Here is a 16,269-nt window from a genome sequence, read left to right on the forward strand (position 1 = left end):
CCTATTCGCTTTGAGCGGTATCGATGTGAGTTTCACCTAAAGAGGTTTCTGAAGCCTGCAGCCACTGATTAAATGCACTGCCATCCCGACGCGTTAAGTTGGGTACGTACCTTGAATAGACACGAAAGAGCATTTCAGTGGTTGTATGGCCCATCTGTCGTGCAATCCACTCTGGATTTTCACCGGCTGCCAACCAAAGTGTGGCTGCCGTATGGCGGGTCTGATAGGGGCGGCGTCGCTTCAGTCCCAGGTGGTCGAGAATGGGGTACCAAACCCGGTTGCTGATATTTTTATGATTCAATGGTTGGCCGCTTTGGTTGCAAAATACCCAAGTGCAGTGCCCTGAAACCTCATGCTGGCGCTTGAGTGCATCCAGTACGGGCTGGGACATCAGGATGTCCCGCTGGGAGCCATCCGTTTTGGTATAGGTCATTTCACCCTTCACAAAGGTTTCACGGATCTGAATAATTTTCCGGTCAAAGTCCACGTACTCCCATTTGAGACCGTCGATTTCCCCAGTACGCATACCGGTAAAGAAACGAACAGCGTAGTAATTTTGAAAATCTGGGCGGACCTTTTGCAGGATTTGCTTAACTTCCTCCAGCGTAAATGGCTCAACGTCTGTCCGGGGAACCTTAAGAGATTTGATTCCCTTCCAAGGGGATGTAAACTCGTAGCGGTCAGCGGCCTCATTCAAAATCATCCTGAGCGGCGTCATGATCTTATTGATCGTGGCCGGTTTCAGTGGCTTGCGGATTCGTTTTGGTTCTTTGGCGAGAGTAGAACGAAACTGCAAAATATCTGATTTGGTGATGTCGCTGATCACCTTCTTCCCAAAGACTGGAATCAGGTAGGTGTTCACGTTGAGCACCACGGTATTCACGTAGCTTTTACGCCATTCCACATCTTTTTCTGACAGCCAGGTCTGGGCAAAATCTTTGAAAAGCGGTATCCCACTCGGGTTACTCAACCCTCTGTTCTGATGTTCAAACTGCTTTGCCTTTTTACTTTTTGGAAAGAAGGTGCTGTAGTCAAACACCCCCAGTGTGATTTCTGCTTCAAGCCGCTGTAATACGGTTTTTAGACGCTTTTTGTTCGCTGGCGTGTCGGTTAACGAGGTAGCTTCCCTGCAGCGAACTCCTTTATACCGAAAATCCAGATAGAGCTTTTGCCCCCGTGAGTAAATGTTTCCCATGCTTTAACTCCTTATTGGATACCGTTAATCAGGGTCGTGATTGCAGGTGGCTGGTGCATATCGGCTTCGATCTTTTCCCAGATATACAAAATCTTCCGGCCACCGAATGGGCGGATGTAATGAATACCTTCAAAAAGAACAGAGTCTTTCAGTTGGTTGCGAATAGTTCGTGTGTCGTACTTGATACGGTCTGCAAGTTCTTGAGTTGTAAGATAAGTAGACATAGTCGAATTACCTCTGGAGTAGTGTTATCCTAAATTGATAAAGGGTTTTCCAGATAACAAAATGCTATCCTGGATGGCATTTTATGCTGCAAAATGTATTTTGCAATGTTTTTTTGCCATCCAGGATGATATTTTTTCTTTTAATGAGGTTTTAAGTGATCAAGTGTCACCTGGCTCGACTAATGGGCGAGCACAAAATGAAGATTGCGGATGTTTCCCGTGAGACAGGGTTGAATCGAAACACGGTGACTCTGCTGTATAAAGAGACGGCTCAGCGGATCGATTTAGATGCGATTGATAAACTTTGTGATCTGTTTGATTGTGAGGTAGGAGATCTATTGGAGCGGGTAAGATAAGTGACATTGAACAAAGAGGCTTTACAGTTGTGAGACGACCTGCAAAGAAAATGATTTCTCTTTTTAGTGGGGCTGGTGGCTTGGACCTCGGGCTTGCCGCAGCAGGTTTCATCAATAAACTGTGTGTAGAAATAGACCCCACAGCTCAGCAAACTTTGGCTTTAAATCATCCGAAGTGGAAAATCGCCTTGCCGGGTGATATTCACGCATTAACACCTAAAGAACTTCTCAGGCAATCAGGCCTTAAGCCTATGGAGTTAACCTTGCTTGCAGGAGGCCCGCCCTGTCAGCCTTTTTCAAAGTCTGGGTATTGGGCTACTGGCGATACTAGTCGCCTGACCGACCCGAGAGCCAAAACACTTAAGGCTTACTTAGATATTGTCTGCGAAGCACTCCCAGAAGTGGTTTTGCTGGAAAATGTCAAAGGAATCGCTTATTCAGATAAGGATGAGGGGTTACAGCTGTTGGTTAATGAACTGAATAAGATCAATCGAACCAAACAAACCAACTATCAGCCAAATGTAATTGCTCTGAATGCAGTTGATTATGGGGTTCCTCAGTCAAGGGAGCGGGTATTTATAATCGCGAACAGAGAAGGAAAGAAATTTGATCTACCTGCTCCAACGCATTTTGCTCCAGAGGAAGTTAAGGGTAAAGGCAAGCCGTATTTAACAGCTTGGGATGCAATTGGCGATCTAGATTCGGACCTTTGGCCTGGCGATGTTAAGCCTTCGGGGAAGTGGGCAGATCTTTTACCAACAATCCCTGAAGGTCAGAACTATCTATGGCATACAGATAACATGGGAGGGGTCCCATTATTTGGATGGAGAACTCGATTTTGGTCATTTTTGCTTAAGCTCGCGAAGTGTAAGCCAAGTTGGACTATTCAGGCTCAACCAGGGCCTGCAACGGGGCCATTTCACTGGAAAGGAAGGCTTCTTTCAACTCGTGAATTAGCAAGACTGCAAACCTTTCCAGATAATTACCAATTTGTTGGCGATAGACGTGCAGCTCATATGCAGATAGGAAACGCAGTTCCACCTGCCCTTGGTGAGTTATTTGGGTTGGAAATTCGGCGTCAGTTCTTCGGAGAACGTGTTCGCAGAAAGCTACGCCTAATACCAGCAAAAAGAAATGATTGCCCTCTGCCAGAAGAGCCGGCACCTGTACCTGAAAAGTATTTGTCATTAAGGGGTGCTCATAATGCCCACCCGGGAACAGGGAAAGGACCTAGAGCACAAAAACGCGAACAAAAGGAATAATAATGCCTGATAGCAGTAAACGTGAATCGCGCTCACGAATTCTAGAAGCTCTTGAACGGGAGTTAATGGGGCCTACTACCGCTGACGAATCAATTAATGAATTTCCGACTACCCGATATATCGTAGGTCGTTTGGCGCCCCTCAAGTCTGAAATTCCCGATTACGAAAAAGACGAACTGGCTGCGGGTAATGACGATGATGAGGGTGGTGAATACGAACCACAACCACCGCTCATTGTGGGTTTTAGCCCTTCGTCTATGGGGTTGTCTTTTCTGGTTTCGCAGGAAACCAAAACCATCAATGCCAATGCTGCGTGGGGCGACTATCGTCGTGAAAAAGACGAATCTGAAGGCGGAACGTATTGGCAACGCTATCAGCGGGCCGTTTTAGTAGAGGGCATACCGGTTGATAAAATTGGCAAGCTGAGTCCGATTCCCTTATCAAAATCCAATGCGTCCAAGTCAGTTACTATTACTCCAGACGGCTTTAGGCGACCAGGAGAAGATGGTGACGGAGATGGCCAAGTATTTCTGGAAGGTGTTGTTCACCATATTGATGGCGCCAAGGCGGTCAGTCTGTTTCTGGTAAACCGCCGACCTAAAGGTGACGATTCCGACAAAGCAAAAGATCAACAATGGTTAATGCAACCAAAACTTCAGGTGTTTGGGGCTGACAAAGGGCCGATCTTCATCGCCAAAGATTTCGATAAAGACATATCCAAAGACCCTGAAATTGCGACGGCCAATCTGCTTTATAGAGATGCCAAAGAATTCGCTACTGGGCATGGGGTCGCTGCAGGATGGGATGGTCTTAACGTCACTCGTGACCGCGCGAGCTTATTATTTACCGATTTCATTCCAAACTTCGAAGTTCCCAGTCTGATAGCCCAAAGTGGCGCGATTCCCGGTCTTAACTTGGATATGCTGGAGCTAAGCAAATGTGCAACGCCCAACGATTTATTCCAGGCTATCGAGCCGCTGTTGTTAGCTTACGAGCAATGGGTAGCCGATAGAAAAGCAGAAGCGAAGAATGCCCCCTTTAACTCAACGCCAGAAAATATTGATACCTCTAAGGTGCTTATTGAGTCCTGCGAGGACGCCGCTCGAAGAATGCGCGAAGGCTTGGAACTCATTCGAGATGAGAAAAATGCCTTTGATTCATTTTTGTTTGCCAACCACGTTATGTGGGATCAGCGTATTCATGCTATTTGGGCAGGTAGAAACCGTGATAAGGGAGAAATCGTAGGCACGCCGGCAGACTTCGACAAGTCTAACAACCGCACCTGGCGTCCATTCCAGATGGGCTTTATCTTGCTCAACATCGCCAGCATGGTGAATAAGCCCAAAGTCGGTGAGAAAGTTGCAGCAGACCGAAAACTCGTAGACCTGCTCTGGTTCCCGACGGGTGGCGGTAAGACCGAAGCCTATCTTGGGCTCGCGGCATTTACGCTCGCCTATCGGCGCCTGCGCGGCGATGTAAATGGCCTTGATTCCAGCGCTGGCGTTGCCATCATCATGCGCTACACCTTGCGCCTGCTCACGGTTCAGCAGTTTCAACGAGCTACGGCACTAATCTGCGCCTGCGAATTGGTGCGCAAGAGCAACCCTGAAAAGTGGGGGCAGGAGCCCTTTAAAATTGGCCTTTGGGTGGGTAAAGCTACAACACCAAACGATGCCAAAGCATCTGGGAAGGCGCTTGAAAAGTTAGAAGAGGGTAAAAAACCACGTGATGGCAGCCCGGTTCAGCTAGTGTCTTGCCCTCGCTGCGGCACCTCGCTGGTTACGCCGCAAGGAAAACCGGAAAATCAAACTTACGACTTTGATAATGCGCGGCTAAGAACGCTTGTTCGTTGCCCCAATCCAAAGTGCGAATTCTGTGCACGTAAGTCAAATGATCAAGGCTTGCCAGTTGTTGTTGTCGATGACGAAATCTATCGTGAGTGTCCATCTCTGGTTATTGCTACCGTGGACAAATTTGCCCGTATGCCCTTTAAAGGTGAGACTCAGGCACTCTTCGGTTTGCGAGATAGATACAGTCCAACCTATGGCCATCTAACGCCAGGGCATGGTGAAAAGCCTAATCAACGCGTCGTCAAAGATGATCAGCCTGCACTTCGTTTAGTGCCACCAGAATTGATTATTCAAGACGAATTGCACCTAATCTCTGGCCCGCTGGGTACTATGGTTGGACTATACGAGACGGCAGTAGATTTTCTTACCCGAGTTGAAGTCGAAACAGGTGTTTCGATACCAGCCAAGATTATTGCGTCCACAGCAACTATTCGCCGAGCTCGTGAGCAAATTCGTCAGCTCTACAACCGTGATTTGGCGATCTTTCCTCCTAGCGGTTTGTCATCTAAAGATTCCTTTTTTGCTAAAGAACAGGAAATCAAAGAGGATGACGACAAAACAGCGGGTCGCCTCTATGTCGGATTGAATGCTCCAGGCTCCAGTACTAAAACCTTATTGGTGCGTGTCTATGCGGCACTGTTGGCAGCAGGTGAGGCCGAAATTACGCGTGACCATGAAGCCGCAGACCCTTATGCAACCGTTGTAGGTTACTTTAATAGTTTGCGCGCACTGGGCGGAGCTCGTCGTCTGGTGGAAGACGACATCAAGAAGCGTCTGCGCTATCTGTCCCAGCAGCGTGGGTTTCCACAACGCTACATCAATGATCCAGATGAGCTGACCAGCCGACTGGATTCTTGGCGTATCCCAGGCTTATTAAAACGCCTGGATAACAAGTTTCCGCGAGAGCAAGGCAAGCAATATCCGGTCGATGTACTGCTAGCCACCAATATGATTTCGGTGGGAGTGGACATTGATCGCTTAGGTCTCATGGTCGTAACTGGCCAGCCTAAGAGCACCGCAGAATACATTCAGGCAACCAGCCGAGTAGGTCGTAAACACCCAGGTTTGGTCATCACTATGTACAACTGGCTGAGTGCGCGTGATCTTTCACATTACGAACACTTCCGAGGCTACCATGCAGCGCTTTATCGCTATGTGGAAGCCATCAGTGTGACGCCGTTTTCATCACGCGCGTTAGATCGCGGATTGCGCGGCGCCTTTGCGGCTATGCAGCGTCTGGGCGGCCAGAACATGGCGAGAGAAGTGCAGGCGCAGAACTTTGACCCTGCATTACCCGGCACGGATCTAATGATCACCGATATCACGCTGCGCGCGGCAGATTTGGTTGGCAAGAAAAACGCCAAACTGGTTAACAATCGCCTGATGTCCAGCCGTGATGATTGGGCACACTATGCAGACGATCTGCTGCGCTATTCCTGGCTAAAAAGCGGTGAGCGCCCGCCAAACAATGCCCGGGTTTTGTTGAAAACGTCCGGTACTGATAACGAAGGCCAATGGTCAACCCCAGGCTCTCTGCGGGAAGTTGAACCAACAGCAGCATTTTATCTGAGTGATGAGGAGTAACACGGATGTCGAGTAAAAGAGCAATTGGCGATGTTCGTCCCAGTCAGGTAATCACCACCTTTGGTCCCGGTGCGATTGTCGATCTACAAACCCTCTCAGTTATTGTCGCCGGTATTGACGGTTGGCACTTGGATGAAGATCTGGTTATTCACGAGCCTCGCCTGCAGCGTGCGTTAAAGGTAAAGCGTTTCTTTTCTGCAGAGCCGGCTAGTGGTAACTATTTTACTAAGCGGGGCACTGTTCCAACTTTTCTGTTCCCGCGCTATCAAGTCTGTACGCACCCCGAATGTGCAACGCTTTCTGAACCAGGCGAAGAGCTGGTTGAGTACAACGAAAAAACGCAGGAAATGGAGTGCAAGGCACCCAACTGCAAAGGTCGGGGCAAGTTCCGCGCCCCCACCATTCCAGCACCTTTCGTAGTGGCCTGCCCGAGTGGGCATATTGATGACTTTCCATGGCGCGCCTATGTACATCGTGATGCCGACACCAACTGCCAAAAACGCATGCGCTTGGTTTACTCGGGTACGACAGGATCGGTGTCCGATATTTGGATTTATTGCGCCTGTGATGCTAAACGCAGCGTAAGTGATGCCTTTGGTGAAAACCGCAGCCTTGCCTTGGGCGAATGCACTCGCAAGCGCCCATGGCTGGGGATAAAAAATAAAGATCCTCACGAGTGTAAACACGCCGGTCAGCTACGAGCGATTCAGCGCGGAGCTACAAATGGCTGGTTCCCCTTGGTACGCAGTGCATTATCGATTAAAGAGGCCGCCAGCCCGATTGGCCAGGCGCTTAAGAAGTGCCCCCACCACCAGGTGGAAAAGATCGACTCGCCAGAAAAACTGCAAATACTGCTGGAATTGGAAATGTTCCCGGCACTGGCAGAGTTTAAAGCCGAAGATATTTGGCAGACCCTGTTAAAAGAGCGCGGTGAAATAGAAACCGATGAGATTGACCTGCGTTTGCCGGAGTGGAACGCCTTCCGCGATATTGTAGGCAGCAATCAAGGTGATCAGTCCGACTTCTTTCTTGAGGCCGGGGAAGTACCTGACTTCCTCGCTGATAAAGTCGAGCGCATTGTGCTAGCCCGCAAGCTTCTGGAAGTGCGCGCACTCACCAGCTTTACCCGCATCGATTACGCTTCCGGCATGGATGACGACGGCATGGGGGCCTCGCGCGCGCCCATCTATAAAGAGCGCCAGGATTGGTTGCCAGCCGTCGAGGTACGCGGAGAAGGTATCTTCCTGGAGCTAAAAGAAGAGGCTATAAATGCTTGGGAGGCAGAGCCCGCTGTACAAAAGCGCGCTGCCGCTATCGAGCAAAAATACAAAGAATGGGCCGCTGAGCGCGGTGTGGATGCGGATGACTTCCCCGGTGCGCGTTATGTGTTGCTGCACAGCCTGGCTCATGTGCTGATACGCCAATTGGCATTGGATTGCGGTTATTCCGAATCGTCGGTACGCGAGCGTATCTACAGCAGTACCGATCCCGAGCGCAAAATGGCCGGCATACTGTTGTACACCGCCAGCGCGGATTCCGAAGGCAGCTTGGGTGGTTTGGTAGATCTTGGCACCAAAGAGCGCTTCCCGAATCTGATACACAATGCCTTGGAAAACGCTAAACGCTGCTCGTCCGACCCGCTGTGTGCAGACCATCAACCCGATGTGCATGCAACCATTAACGGTGCTGCTTGCCACGCCTGTGTGCTGGCGCCAGAGACCTCCTGTGAAGCGTTTAACCGCTTTTTGGATCGAAACTTCCTGGTGCCTACCATGGCATACAGCGATATGGCTTACTTCAAATAATGAGGAGTAGCCATGTCTGCTAACAGGGATAAATCTGCCTATGCTTTGGCTCAGGCGGTGCGCCAGCTGATGAATGCTGGTGCTTTTGCTGAGGTTCTCGCTGGGGTAGAGAGCGGAGTGCTAACTGCACAGTCGGGCTCCGCCAGTATTGCCAAACTTGCCGCTGGGCGCGGAGCAGTGCAAAGCGCTCTTTCAAATGTGATCGCTATTTGGGCCAGTGATTTTTCCGCACTCACGAACTCTGCCTTTGCGCTGCAGCTGGCCGCGCTGAAAGAAGCTGTGCTGTTAACCGAAGGCGAAGCTACGCAAACCGAAGTGGTCTGGACCGGGCCAAAAGTGGAAGGTTCCTACCTGCGCGCCACCCGCCAAGTGGTACAGGACATTATCTCCGCTGCTCAGTCAGAACTTTTGGTAGTGGGCTATTGGCTGGCCGGGAAAGAGGATTACGAAGGCATTATTAACGACATCATCGAGCTGATGGCCCATGCTGTTGCCCGTGGAGTCAAAGTTACCATGGTGCTGGACGAAGGCGAAAAAGGCTACGGTAAAAACAACCGCGATACCCTGATTGCCCTGTGGCCCAAAGGGGTTGCCCTTCCCAAACTGCTCACCTGGAAAATCCCTGCTGACGATAAGCACCTTAAACTACACGCCAAGGTGCTGGTCGCCGATCGGCACGATGCTTTGGTCACCTCTGCCAACCTCACCATGTATGCGTTGGATCGCAATATGGAAATGGGCGTTCGGGCGCAGGGGCAACCCAGTAAACGGATTGCTGAGCACTTTGACTTGTTAAGGCACAAGAGAGTGCTTGTTTCGTATTTTTTTTAGTTTCTTTCTTGAATGAAGTACTCTTCGTTGAGAGCTAACAGTCGGGCAAGCACTTCATCGCGAAGATCATCAGGCCAGCGGTATCGCCAGGGAATGGTTTTTCCTTCCTCCACTTCGTAATCTGGTTCAAAAACATATTTAAGTTCAAGATCATCCCATTCGTATGCCTTAAGTACAGCTTCATCAATCTTTTGATGCAAGTGACGTAGTGTCCCAATTTCATCGGAAATCTCTTGGGGACTGTGAAATCTGTTGTATATTTTTGTTAGGCCTTCTCCGTAGGCACTCATCAATCTTTTTCGGAAACTGAAATATTTATCAGCAGCAGATTGTAATCTATTTTTATGTTTTTCAAGGTTTGGGAATGGGTATGTTTCAAAACAGTCTGTAGGGGTGTAAACAGGGTCATCCTTCATTGTAGAGCCAAAGAATAAGGCCCACTCTTCGTGAAACCTCGAATGCATCACACAGAACATAATCAGAGAACTGGTGGAGAATACTACCAATTTTTGGTCATAAACCATGCCATTGTCTAAAAAAGTATAAGACCTATACTTACTTGTCTGGCCGCAAACCAAAACTTTTTTCAACCCTTTTATTGATGCGTAAAGCTTGGGTCTACTTCGCTCATATATCCACCACTTTTGAGCTGCAATTTTACCTTTTTGCTTCTGGCGCTCAGGATAAACTCGTTCTTTGACAATGTTATATAGGTCTGGAAATCTCTTTACTTCATCTTCTGTCATGTTTCCAAAATCAATAATATATCGATCCGTCTTATGCTCTGGATCGTCGTTCAATGCAGCAGCACCTATGTATGGTTTTATAAATTTTTGGTACTCCGGGTTATTGGTGACTAGTTCATTCATGGTCTTGAGGGGAGATGCTATTCCTTTTTTATCATTATCATCAAAGGTAAAGCCCATCCCTAATGGTGTAGACCCCTTGAAACTGATACCTTTGTTTCTTGTTAGTACATGAGGGTTCTTAGAGTCACCCTTGTCAAATAAAAATGCAGTTATCTTTTTGACACTCTTAAAGTCCAGCTCATAGTCTGAATGCCATTTTCCCTTGATAGAGAATATAAGACTTACAATTACAGCAGCCTTTCCAGGCCAAGGAACTCTGCGTTGAGCAGAATAAATATCGCCTTCGTTATTTAATATCCAGCGCAAACCCGTACTGCGCGTATCTCCCTGTCGAATTGTTTTAGTGGCGATTAAGCCAAAAGCACCCTGCTTGCGAAGTAAATTAAATGTGCGACGGAAAAAGTGAGCAACTAAATCAGAGTTACCATGGGTCTCTTCATGGATCAGTTTTAACCAATCCAAAAAATAATCACGATTGCCTTCAATCGTTGTATTTTTTCCGGCAAAAGGGGGGTTGCCAACAAAGGCATCAAACCCGCCATTTTCGCGATGAAAGACCTCTGGGAATTCTACTTCCCAGCAAAATGGAATAATGGGCTTATCGCCGGTAGTTAGTCCGAGAATTATTTTATCTATTTCGGTAGGGGCATTCTCATCTTTCCTCAAACGCTCCAACCAGTACCGATATTCAATCAGTTTGGCTTCCCGCTGCTTGGTATTGGCGCCATCAAAAAACGCAGCAATCGCTAAGGTCGCCTTCGTGCGGATGCTGGCAAGTGCTTCTTCGGCGATGCGGTTTTCTTTTTCTTTGCTGACAAAATCGTGATCAGCGATATTGTGGATGGCTTCGCGATGTTTCTCTGCTTCTTCTACTTCCTGATCTGGCTGGCTCGCAAACAGCGGGCCGAAGTCGTTGCTGAGTGGCTTCCAGGTAAAATTGAGAATCTGTTCCGGCGTTAATCCCACCAGCGAGTTACCATGCTTAAGCGCATGGTCGACAAACGTAAAGGGGCGATCGGTCGAAAGCGTGGTCAGCCATAGGGAGAGCTTGGCCATCTCCACCGCCAAGCGGTTCATATCCACACCATAAATGCAGCGTTCGGCTACATAACGGCGGGCAAATACAATCCGCTCCTCTCGGGATTCCGGCATCAGGTTTTCGCTGGCCTCACCCTGCGAGGGTGTACCAAAGGGCATGGTTAAAATGCTGTCTGGCTGCTCGGTTGCCATGCGCTCCCAAGCATCCACCAGACGCTCGGCTAGGTATCGCGTGGCCTGTACCAGAAATGCACCGGAGCCCATGGCTGGGTCGCACACCTTAAGGGCCAGAATCTCCTGTGGAGTTTTGATTAATCTTGGCTCAACCAGCAAACCGGGCTTGCCTTCAACATTCACATATACCTGATGTTCCAGCGTGCGGCGTACTACTGGCTCGGTCAGTGTTGGCGGTGTGTAGTGAGCTCCACTGGAACGGCGATCCTGACCGTGAGTAACGTATAGGCCTCCGGGGCGCACGATGCCCAAGGGCTGCAGAAAGCGTTCAACCGGCTTTGCCTGCTCCAGCAACTCGGCATCATCGGTGCCTAGGTTAACTAAGGTTTGTCGCTCTTCGTTGCGCTCCATAATCTTGCGTAAAGCAGGAGCCTTCTTGTTGGTGTACTTACCTTTAATTACCGCCTTAATCACCTCCTCAGGCGAGAGGTTTTCAAATTGGGCTGATTCTGCTGGAGGCGGCTCATGAGCCTGTTGTCCAACTTTCCACCCCTGAAATAGGAGCAGCGTTTTGTTTTCTGGCCCTCTCGCAACACGGCGATCAAGCAAGCTCTCATACATATGGCCAATTTGCTCGACTGCGAGCGTGCGATAGCTGACCAGCTGGCGCACGCCATCGGCTTTTGCATATTTCAGGCTGCGCAGAATATCGCGGATGACCGCATCTCTGACTTTGGGCGACTCAGGTACTTCTGTTGGCCATTCACCATTCTTGGCTCGGCCGTCCAATAGTGGGTAGCGGTCTGGATCAAACAGTTGGCCGCCGTGAGCGGCAATGCGGATATCCGGGTCTACGCTACCATCGTGTAATAGTCGCGCGCTTGCTAACAGGCGTGCATACGCGGCATAGGAATGTTTCAGTTTTTCCGGCGCTAGGCGGCAGTTTTCCTCAAGCTCAGTGAGCAAGTGCAATACGCCATAGGCCCGGTCGTAAGTGACGTTGCCATGAGGCAGTAACCCGTTTTCCTCGGCATAGAGGGTAAACAGCAAGCGCATGATAAAGGCGACGCTGGACTCAAATACTTCTGCTTCGCTGTAACCGTTTAGATAGTGGCCACCCAACTCGGCATCAGTTCTATCCAGCTCATGCACCAGAATTTGCAGCGCTTCACGTACCTGATTGCCCAGTTGGTCTGCAACATCTAGCTGGCGCTGACGGCTCTGTTTAATCAGCTCAAGAATGACTTGATCACGCGGACCTGCGAAGAAACGTGATTCCCCCAACAAATCTTTAAACGCGGCCAGTGTAATTGGGTCATCGTTCCAAGTTTGAACTGTCCAGGTCATCCAAGAGGTGGTTTCTGAGGGAGATGCCACAATCAAGCGCCAAGCTTCGCCATTGGTGAGCAAGCCAAGCTCAACACCTGTTTCACGCAATAAACGCTCGAATTTTGTGGTGGGCGATGCTTTCCAGCGGCCTTTGTCTTGCAGCCAAGACTTATCCAGTGATTGCTCGCGTGGCACCTCCATCACCAGCATCACGGCATTGCCCTCATCGAGTAACACGCGTGTGGGGCGAAGGACTTCCTGCTGCTCGTGCAGGTTGACCACTCTGTCGGCTGGAATTGCGGCACCCACTTGCCAGTAGTCTTTGTCTTTAAGGCCGAGAAAATCTTCGAGGATAAAGTTAATCCAGGCAGGCTGCCCGTTACCTTCCACCATGCCCTTGGGCAGATTCCAGATTTCCCGCTGCTTTCTGAATGCCGCAATTTCTGCCTTGTCGAGCGAGCGGAAGTTTCCCGCATCTGCTAATACCGGCTCGCTTAACACGACACCGGTAATTTCTACACTGGATAGCCAGCGATGCTGGCGGTTTGCTACACGTTTATTAGTGGCCATTAGTTGCTCCCCTTAGGCAAAATTACCTCCAGAGCAACCGGATACATTCTTTGGTCAGTCACTTTGTATAAATCTCGCTGGCGTTTTGGTTCAGTCTCACGATCCTGTTGAAGTTGCTCGAGCCTGCGCTGAAGAGCAAGCAGATCCTGCTCTCGTTGATCTTGTTCTTCTTCATCAAATGAAAATTGCATCTGCATGTCTGCAGATCGCTTCTGCCAATCTTTTATGGCATTGCGGATTGCCGTGATGCGCTCAGTAGCCAGGCTCTGAGCATGTTTGCGAGCCAGCTCGCCACGCTCATTTAGCGTGGCAATCAGTGCATTGGCCTCTTCTTCGGCGGCGCTCGAAAGCTGTTCTGTAATGGTTTCAATGAGCGGTGCAACCAGCGCTTTCACACCCTCGGTGCTACCAGCAAAATTTGCCGCATCATTTGGACGAACAATATCTTGTGGAACAAGAGCATTACCCTGAACCGAAAGCGGGCAGCGAACCAATCCTTCGTGGAGTCGATTATGTTCTGGTCCCAGCAGTACCAAGCGCCCCGAGGCGATGATGGCCGGTGTAGTAATCTCGGAAGATTCTGTGATGGTCACTCGATTTAACTGGCTTTTGGTAGATTGCGCTCCCCACATCTGAACGCGGAAGGTGGAAATCGCCCGTCGCATAAGTGGGTGATCGAGGTGAACAATTCCTACGGCATCATCTTCACGCGCTTTGTTGCGATTAAATGAGAGACGCTTTTTCAGGTAGTCTGTACTGACGTAGGATTTGCATTCGGTCCAAGCCGTTGGCACGCGCGTTAATGAAAACTCGTCATCACCCAGGTCCGAGATTGCTTCAGTACAACCTTCTAAACTCAACGCTTGGCGTAGCAGGTCAAGCTGATTACTTTCAGAAATGTCGAGCGCACTGCGAGCTCGGTTCAACGCTTCGACCATCTGTGCGACGCTTTCATTCTCCCGAGCTTCCAGTGCTATTTCTTCACGCGCAAGCCGTCTACGAGCGTCGTCATCGATGGCTGCAAGGTTAACAGCTTGTCCCAGCGCCTTCTTTCTTACGTTATCAGCGATCAGGGCGCCTACGCTGCCCAAGTCATTTCGGATGGTTTCGACTTTGTCGACGATGTGCTTAAGAAACTCGGAGTCTTCCTGATTTTTAAACACAAAGTGATGAATGCGCACTTCGTCTGCTTTTTGTCCGTGGCGGTCTACCCGGCCGTTGCGCTGCTCGAGGCGGATCGGGTTCCAAGGGATTTCGTAATGAATCAGATTCCGACAGTGCTTCTGGAAGTCCGCACCTTCAGAGGCCGCATCCGTAGCGAGCAAAATGCGGACATTGGTTTCGTTGCTTGGCGACTGAAATTCATCGTTGATCTTTTGTCGATCGGAGTCTTTCATGCCGCCAACGATGGTTCTGGTTGCTTCCAGGAAGCCATGCTTTTCCAGAATCCGTTCCAGATAATTTAGGGTGTGTTTGTATTCTGTGAAGATGATAACGCGCTCACCATTCCATTGATCGCCATCGCGCAGATTCCTATTGATCCACCCAATTAGCGCCGCTGCTTTGCTGTCTTCCTGAATTGAAAAGTGCGATACCTGCTTATCAACAATTTCAAACATACGCTGCAGCATATCCTTCTCATCTGCTGACAGCTCAGAAATCAGTTTGGAGGCAGCGCTTGTCGCAGCCTCTAGGTTGTCCTCTTTATCTTCATCATCGCTCCAGTCTTCCGATTCCTTTTGCTCGAAGCTGTTAAACAGCGATTCGCCAATACCAAGCTCACCTTTAATGCCAGCATTTTCTGTATGTACGATAAGGCTCTCGCGTAGAGCCAATGGTGAGGATAAGGCACGCTTTTTCAGCAGCGTAAGGATGAACTGGAGAGGACGTTCAGAACGCTTGTCGACATAGGCCAATCGACTTTCAGTGTAAGCGTTCAGTAGATTAAAAAGGTTTTGCTCTTCCTTAGGCAGCGTGACATACAGCTGCGGATCTGTTTTTCCATCGCGAGGCAGGATCACACGTTTCGGAAAACGTGGCGAACCATCGGGGTTGGATATTTCTTGCTTCAGGCGTCGAATGGTAACGGCAGAGAGCTGGGTCTTATCAAGGTCTGTGCCACGAGAAAAACGCAGGTTGTCCAGAATTTCCAGCAGGCCTGTAAAGCTCTCACGATAGCCGTTATGGGGCGTAGCGGTAAGAAACATCTTGTGTTCGAACTGTTCGGATATCGAACGCAACAACGAGGTACGCTCTGAGTCACGCACATATTGCTTTTTGCCTGATGGCGCTGCGTTGTGGGCCTCGTCTAGAATCAGTAAATCCCAGGGCCTGCTGTTTGGGCTTTCTTCTAGTCTTCTCTGAGTGAACTCATCAAACAAGCGACGAGGGTGTTCGGTTTTTAGATAATCAATCGAAGTCACAAGACGAGGGAAGCTGGCCCAAGGATTAATACTTGGACCGTACTCCTTCCGCATTTTAAGCACCGCATCTCGGTCGATGATCTTGAATTCGAGGCCGAACTTTTCAGCCATCTCATCAATCCATTTTATTTTCAGATGCGCAGGACAAACGATCAGAACACGACTTGCTCGGTGACTATGAATAAGCTCCTGTGTGACCAAGCCTGCTTCGATGGTTTTACCTAAGCCAACATCGTCTGCCAGCAAGAGGCGAACTCTGGGCATATTGGTCGCGCGGATAACAGGGGCTAGCTGGTACTCCTCCATCTGCACGCCACCACGGAAAGGTGCTTGCAACATATCGCCAACAGCTAGCGAACTTGCGCCCCACTGAAGGGAGCGGATAAAGGCATCGAAGAGATCGGGAGCGTCGGGAGCTGTAATACTGGGCAGTGAGGTCGACTCAACAAAGGCGGGGGCAATTTCGCGCTCCCAAATGACCTGGATATTCTCGCCAAGCGCGTCATCGCTTAGGCACTCTAAGGAGACTCTGTGTATTGCCTGTTTTGAGTGTGTTCTGGTTTTGTTTACTGCGGTTACTGCCCAAATTTTGTGGCGCAGTTTGACGATTTGGCCTTGTTCAGGTGCTTGCATTTTTCATCCGATGACTATTGCGCTAGTGAGACTCAATATTACATCAGTAGATAATTTATGTATGAAACGGATTAATAAAGTTGGGCACAAAATGGACACAATTTGGTCACAACAGAGATTTTTCAG

Annotated in this window: 9 protein-coding genes; 5 read left to right on the plus strand and 4 right to left on the minus strand. The window is 49.4% G+C overall.

What is annotated here, in order from left to right:
- Position 1: 1 nt before the first annotated feature.
- Together ACN0R8_RS06430 and ACN0R8_RS06435 are read right to left on the minus strand one after the other, a co-directional pair.
- Positions 2–1,195, minus strand: a complete 1,194-nt coding sequence (locus tag ACN0R8_RS06430; protein WP_417596202.1) for an Arm DNA-binding domain-containing protein — start codon at positions 1,193–1,195, stop codon at positions 2–4.
- An 11-nt stretch (positions 1,196–1,206) separates the two neighbouring features.
- Positions 1,207–1,419 (minus strand): hypothetical protein, encoded by a 213-nt coding sequence (locus ACN0R8_RS06435; RefSeq protein WP_417596204.1) that lies wholly within the window; start codon positions 1,417–1,419, stop codon positions 1,207–1,209.
- 155 nt (positions 1,420–1,574) lie between these two features.
- On the opposite strand from ACN0R8_RS06435, the gene ACN0R8_RS06440 reads away from it, so the two are divergent.
- The 5 genes from ACN0R8_RS06440 to drmC are packed head-to-tail and all read left to right on the plus strand — an operon-like array spanning position 1,575 to position 9,107.
- Positions 1,575–1,775, plus strand: coding sequence for a helix-turn-helix domain-containing protein (locus tag ACN0R8_RS06440; RefSeq protein ID WP_417596206.1), 201 nt, complete (start codon positions 1,575–1,577; stop codon positions 1,773–1,775).
- Positions 1,776–1,804: 29 nt separating this feature from the next.
- Positions 1,805–3,037 (plus strand): DNA cytosine methyltransferase, encoded by a 1,233-nt coding sequence (locus ACN0R8_RS06445; RefSeq protein ID WP_417596208.1) that lies wholly within the window; start codon positions 1,805–1,807, stop codon positions 3,035–3,037.
- Between the two features lie 2 nt (positions 3,038–3,039).
- The gene (drmA, locus tag ACN0R8_RS06450) at positions 3,040–6,471 is read left to right on the plus strand and encodes a DISARM system helicase DrmA (RefSeq protein ID WP_417596210.1); all 3,432 of its coding nucleotides are present in this window, start codon (positions 3,040–3,042) and stop codon (positions 6,469–6,471) included.
- Between the two features lie 5 nt (positions 6,472–6,476).
- Entirely contained in the window at positions 6,477–8,276 is a 1,800-nt protein-coding gene (gene drmB, locus ACN0R8_RS06455) for a DrmB family protein (protein ID WP_417596212.1), read from the plus strand.
- Positions 8,277–8,288: 12 nt separating this feature from the next.
- Entirely contained in the window at positions 8,289–9,107 is an 819-nt protein-coding gene (drmC, locus tag ACN0R8_RS06460) for a DISARM system phospholipase D-like protein DrmC (protein ID WP_417596214.1), read from the plus strand.
- Here the strand turns inward: drmC and ACN0R8_RS06465 are convergent.
- Both ACN0R8_RS06465 and drmD read right to left on the minus strand, forming a co-directional pair.
- On the minus strand, positions 9,104–13,087 hold the full coding sequence (locus ACN0R8_RS06465; protein WP_417596216.1) for an Eco57I restriction-modification methylase domain-containing protein: 3,984 nt from the start codon (positions 13,085–13,087) through the stop codon (positions 9,104–9,106). The genes drmC and ACN0R8_RS06465 overlap by 4 nt on opposite strands.
- A complete protein-coding gene (gene drmD / locus ACN0R8_RS06470) occupies positions 13,087–16,143 on the minus strand; it encodes a DISARM system SNF2-like helicase DrmD (RefSeq protein WP_417596218.1) in 3,057 nt (1,018 codons plus the stop codon). Before drmD ends, ACN0R8_RS06465 begins: the two co-directional genes overlap by 1 nt.
- Positions 16,144–16,269 lie beyond the last annotated feature (126 nt).

The sequence above is a fragment of the Oceanospirillum sp. genome (assembly GCF_048265165.1).
GTDB lineage: Bacteria > Pseudomonadota > Gammaproteobacteria > Pseudomonadales > Halomonadaceae > Oceanospirillum.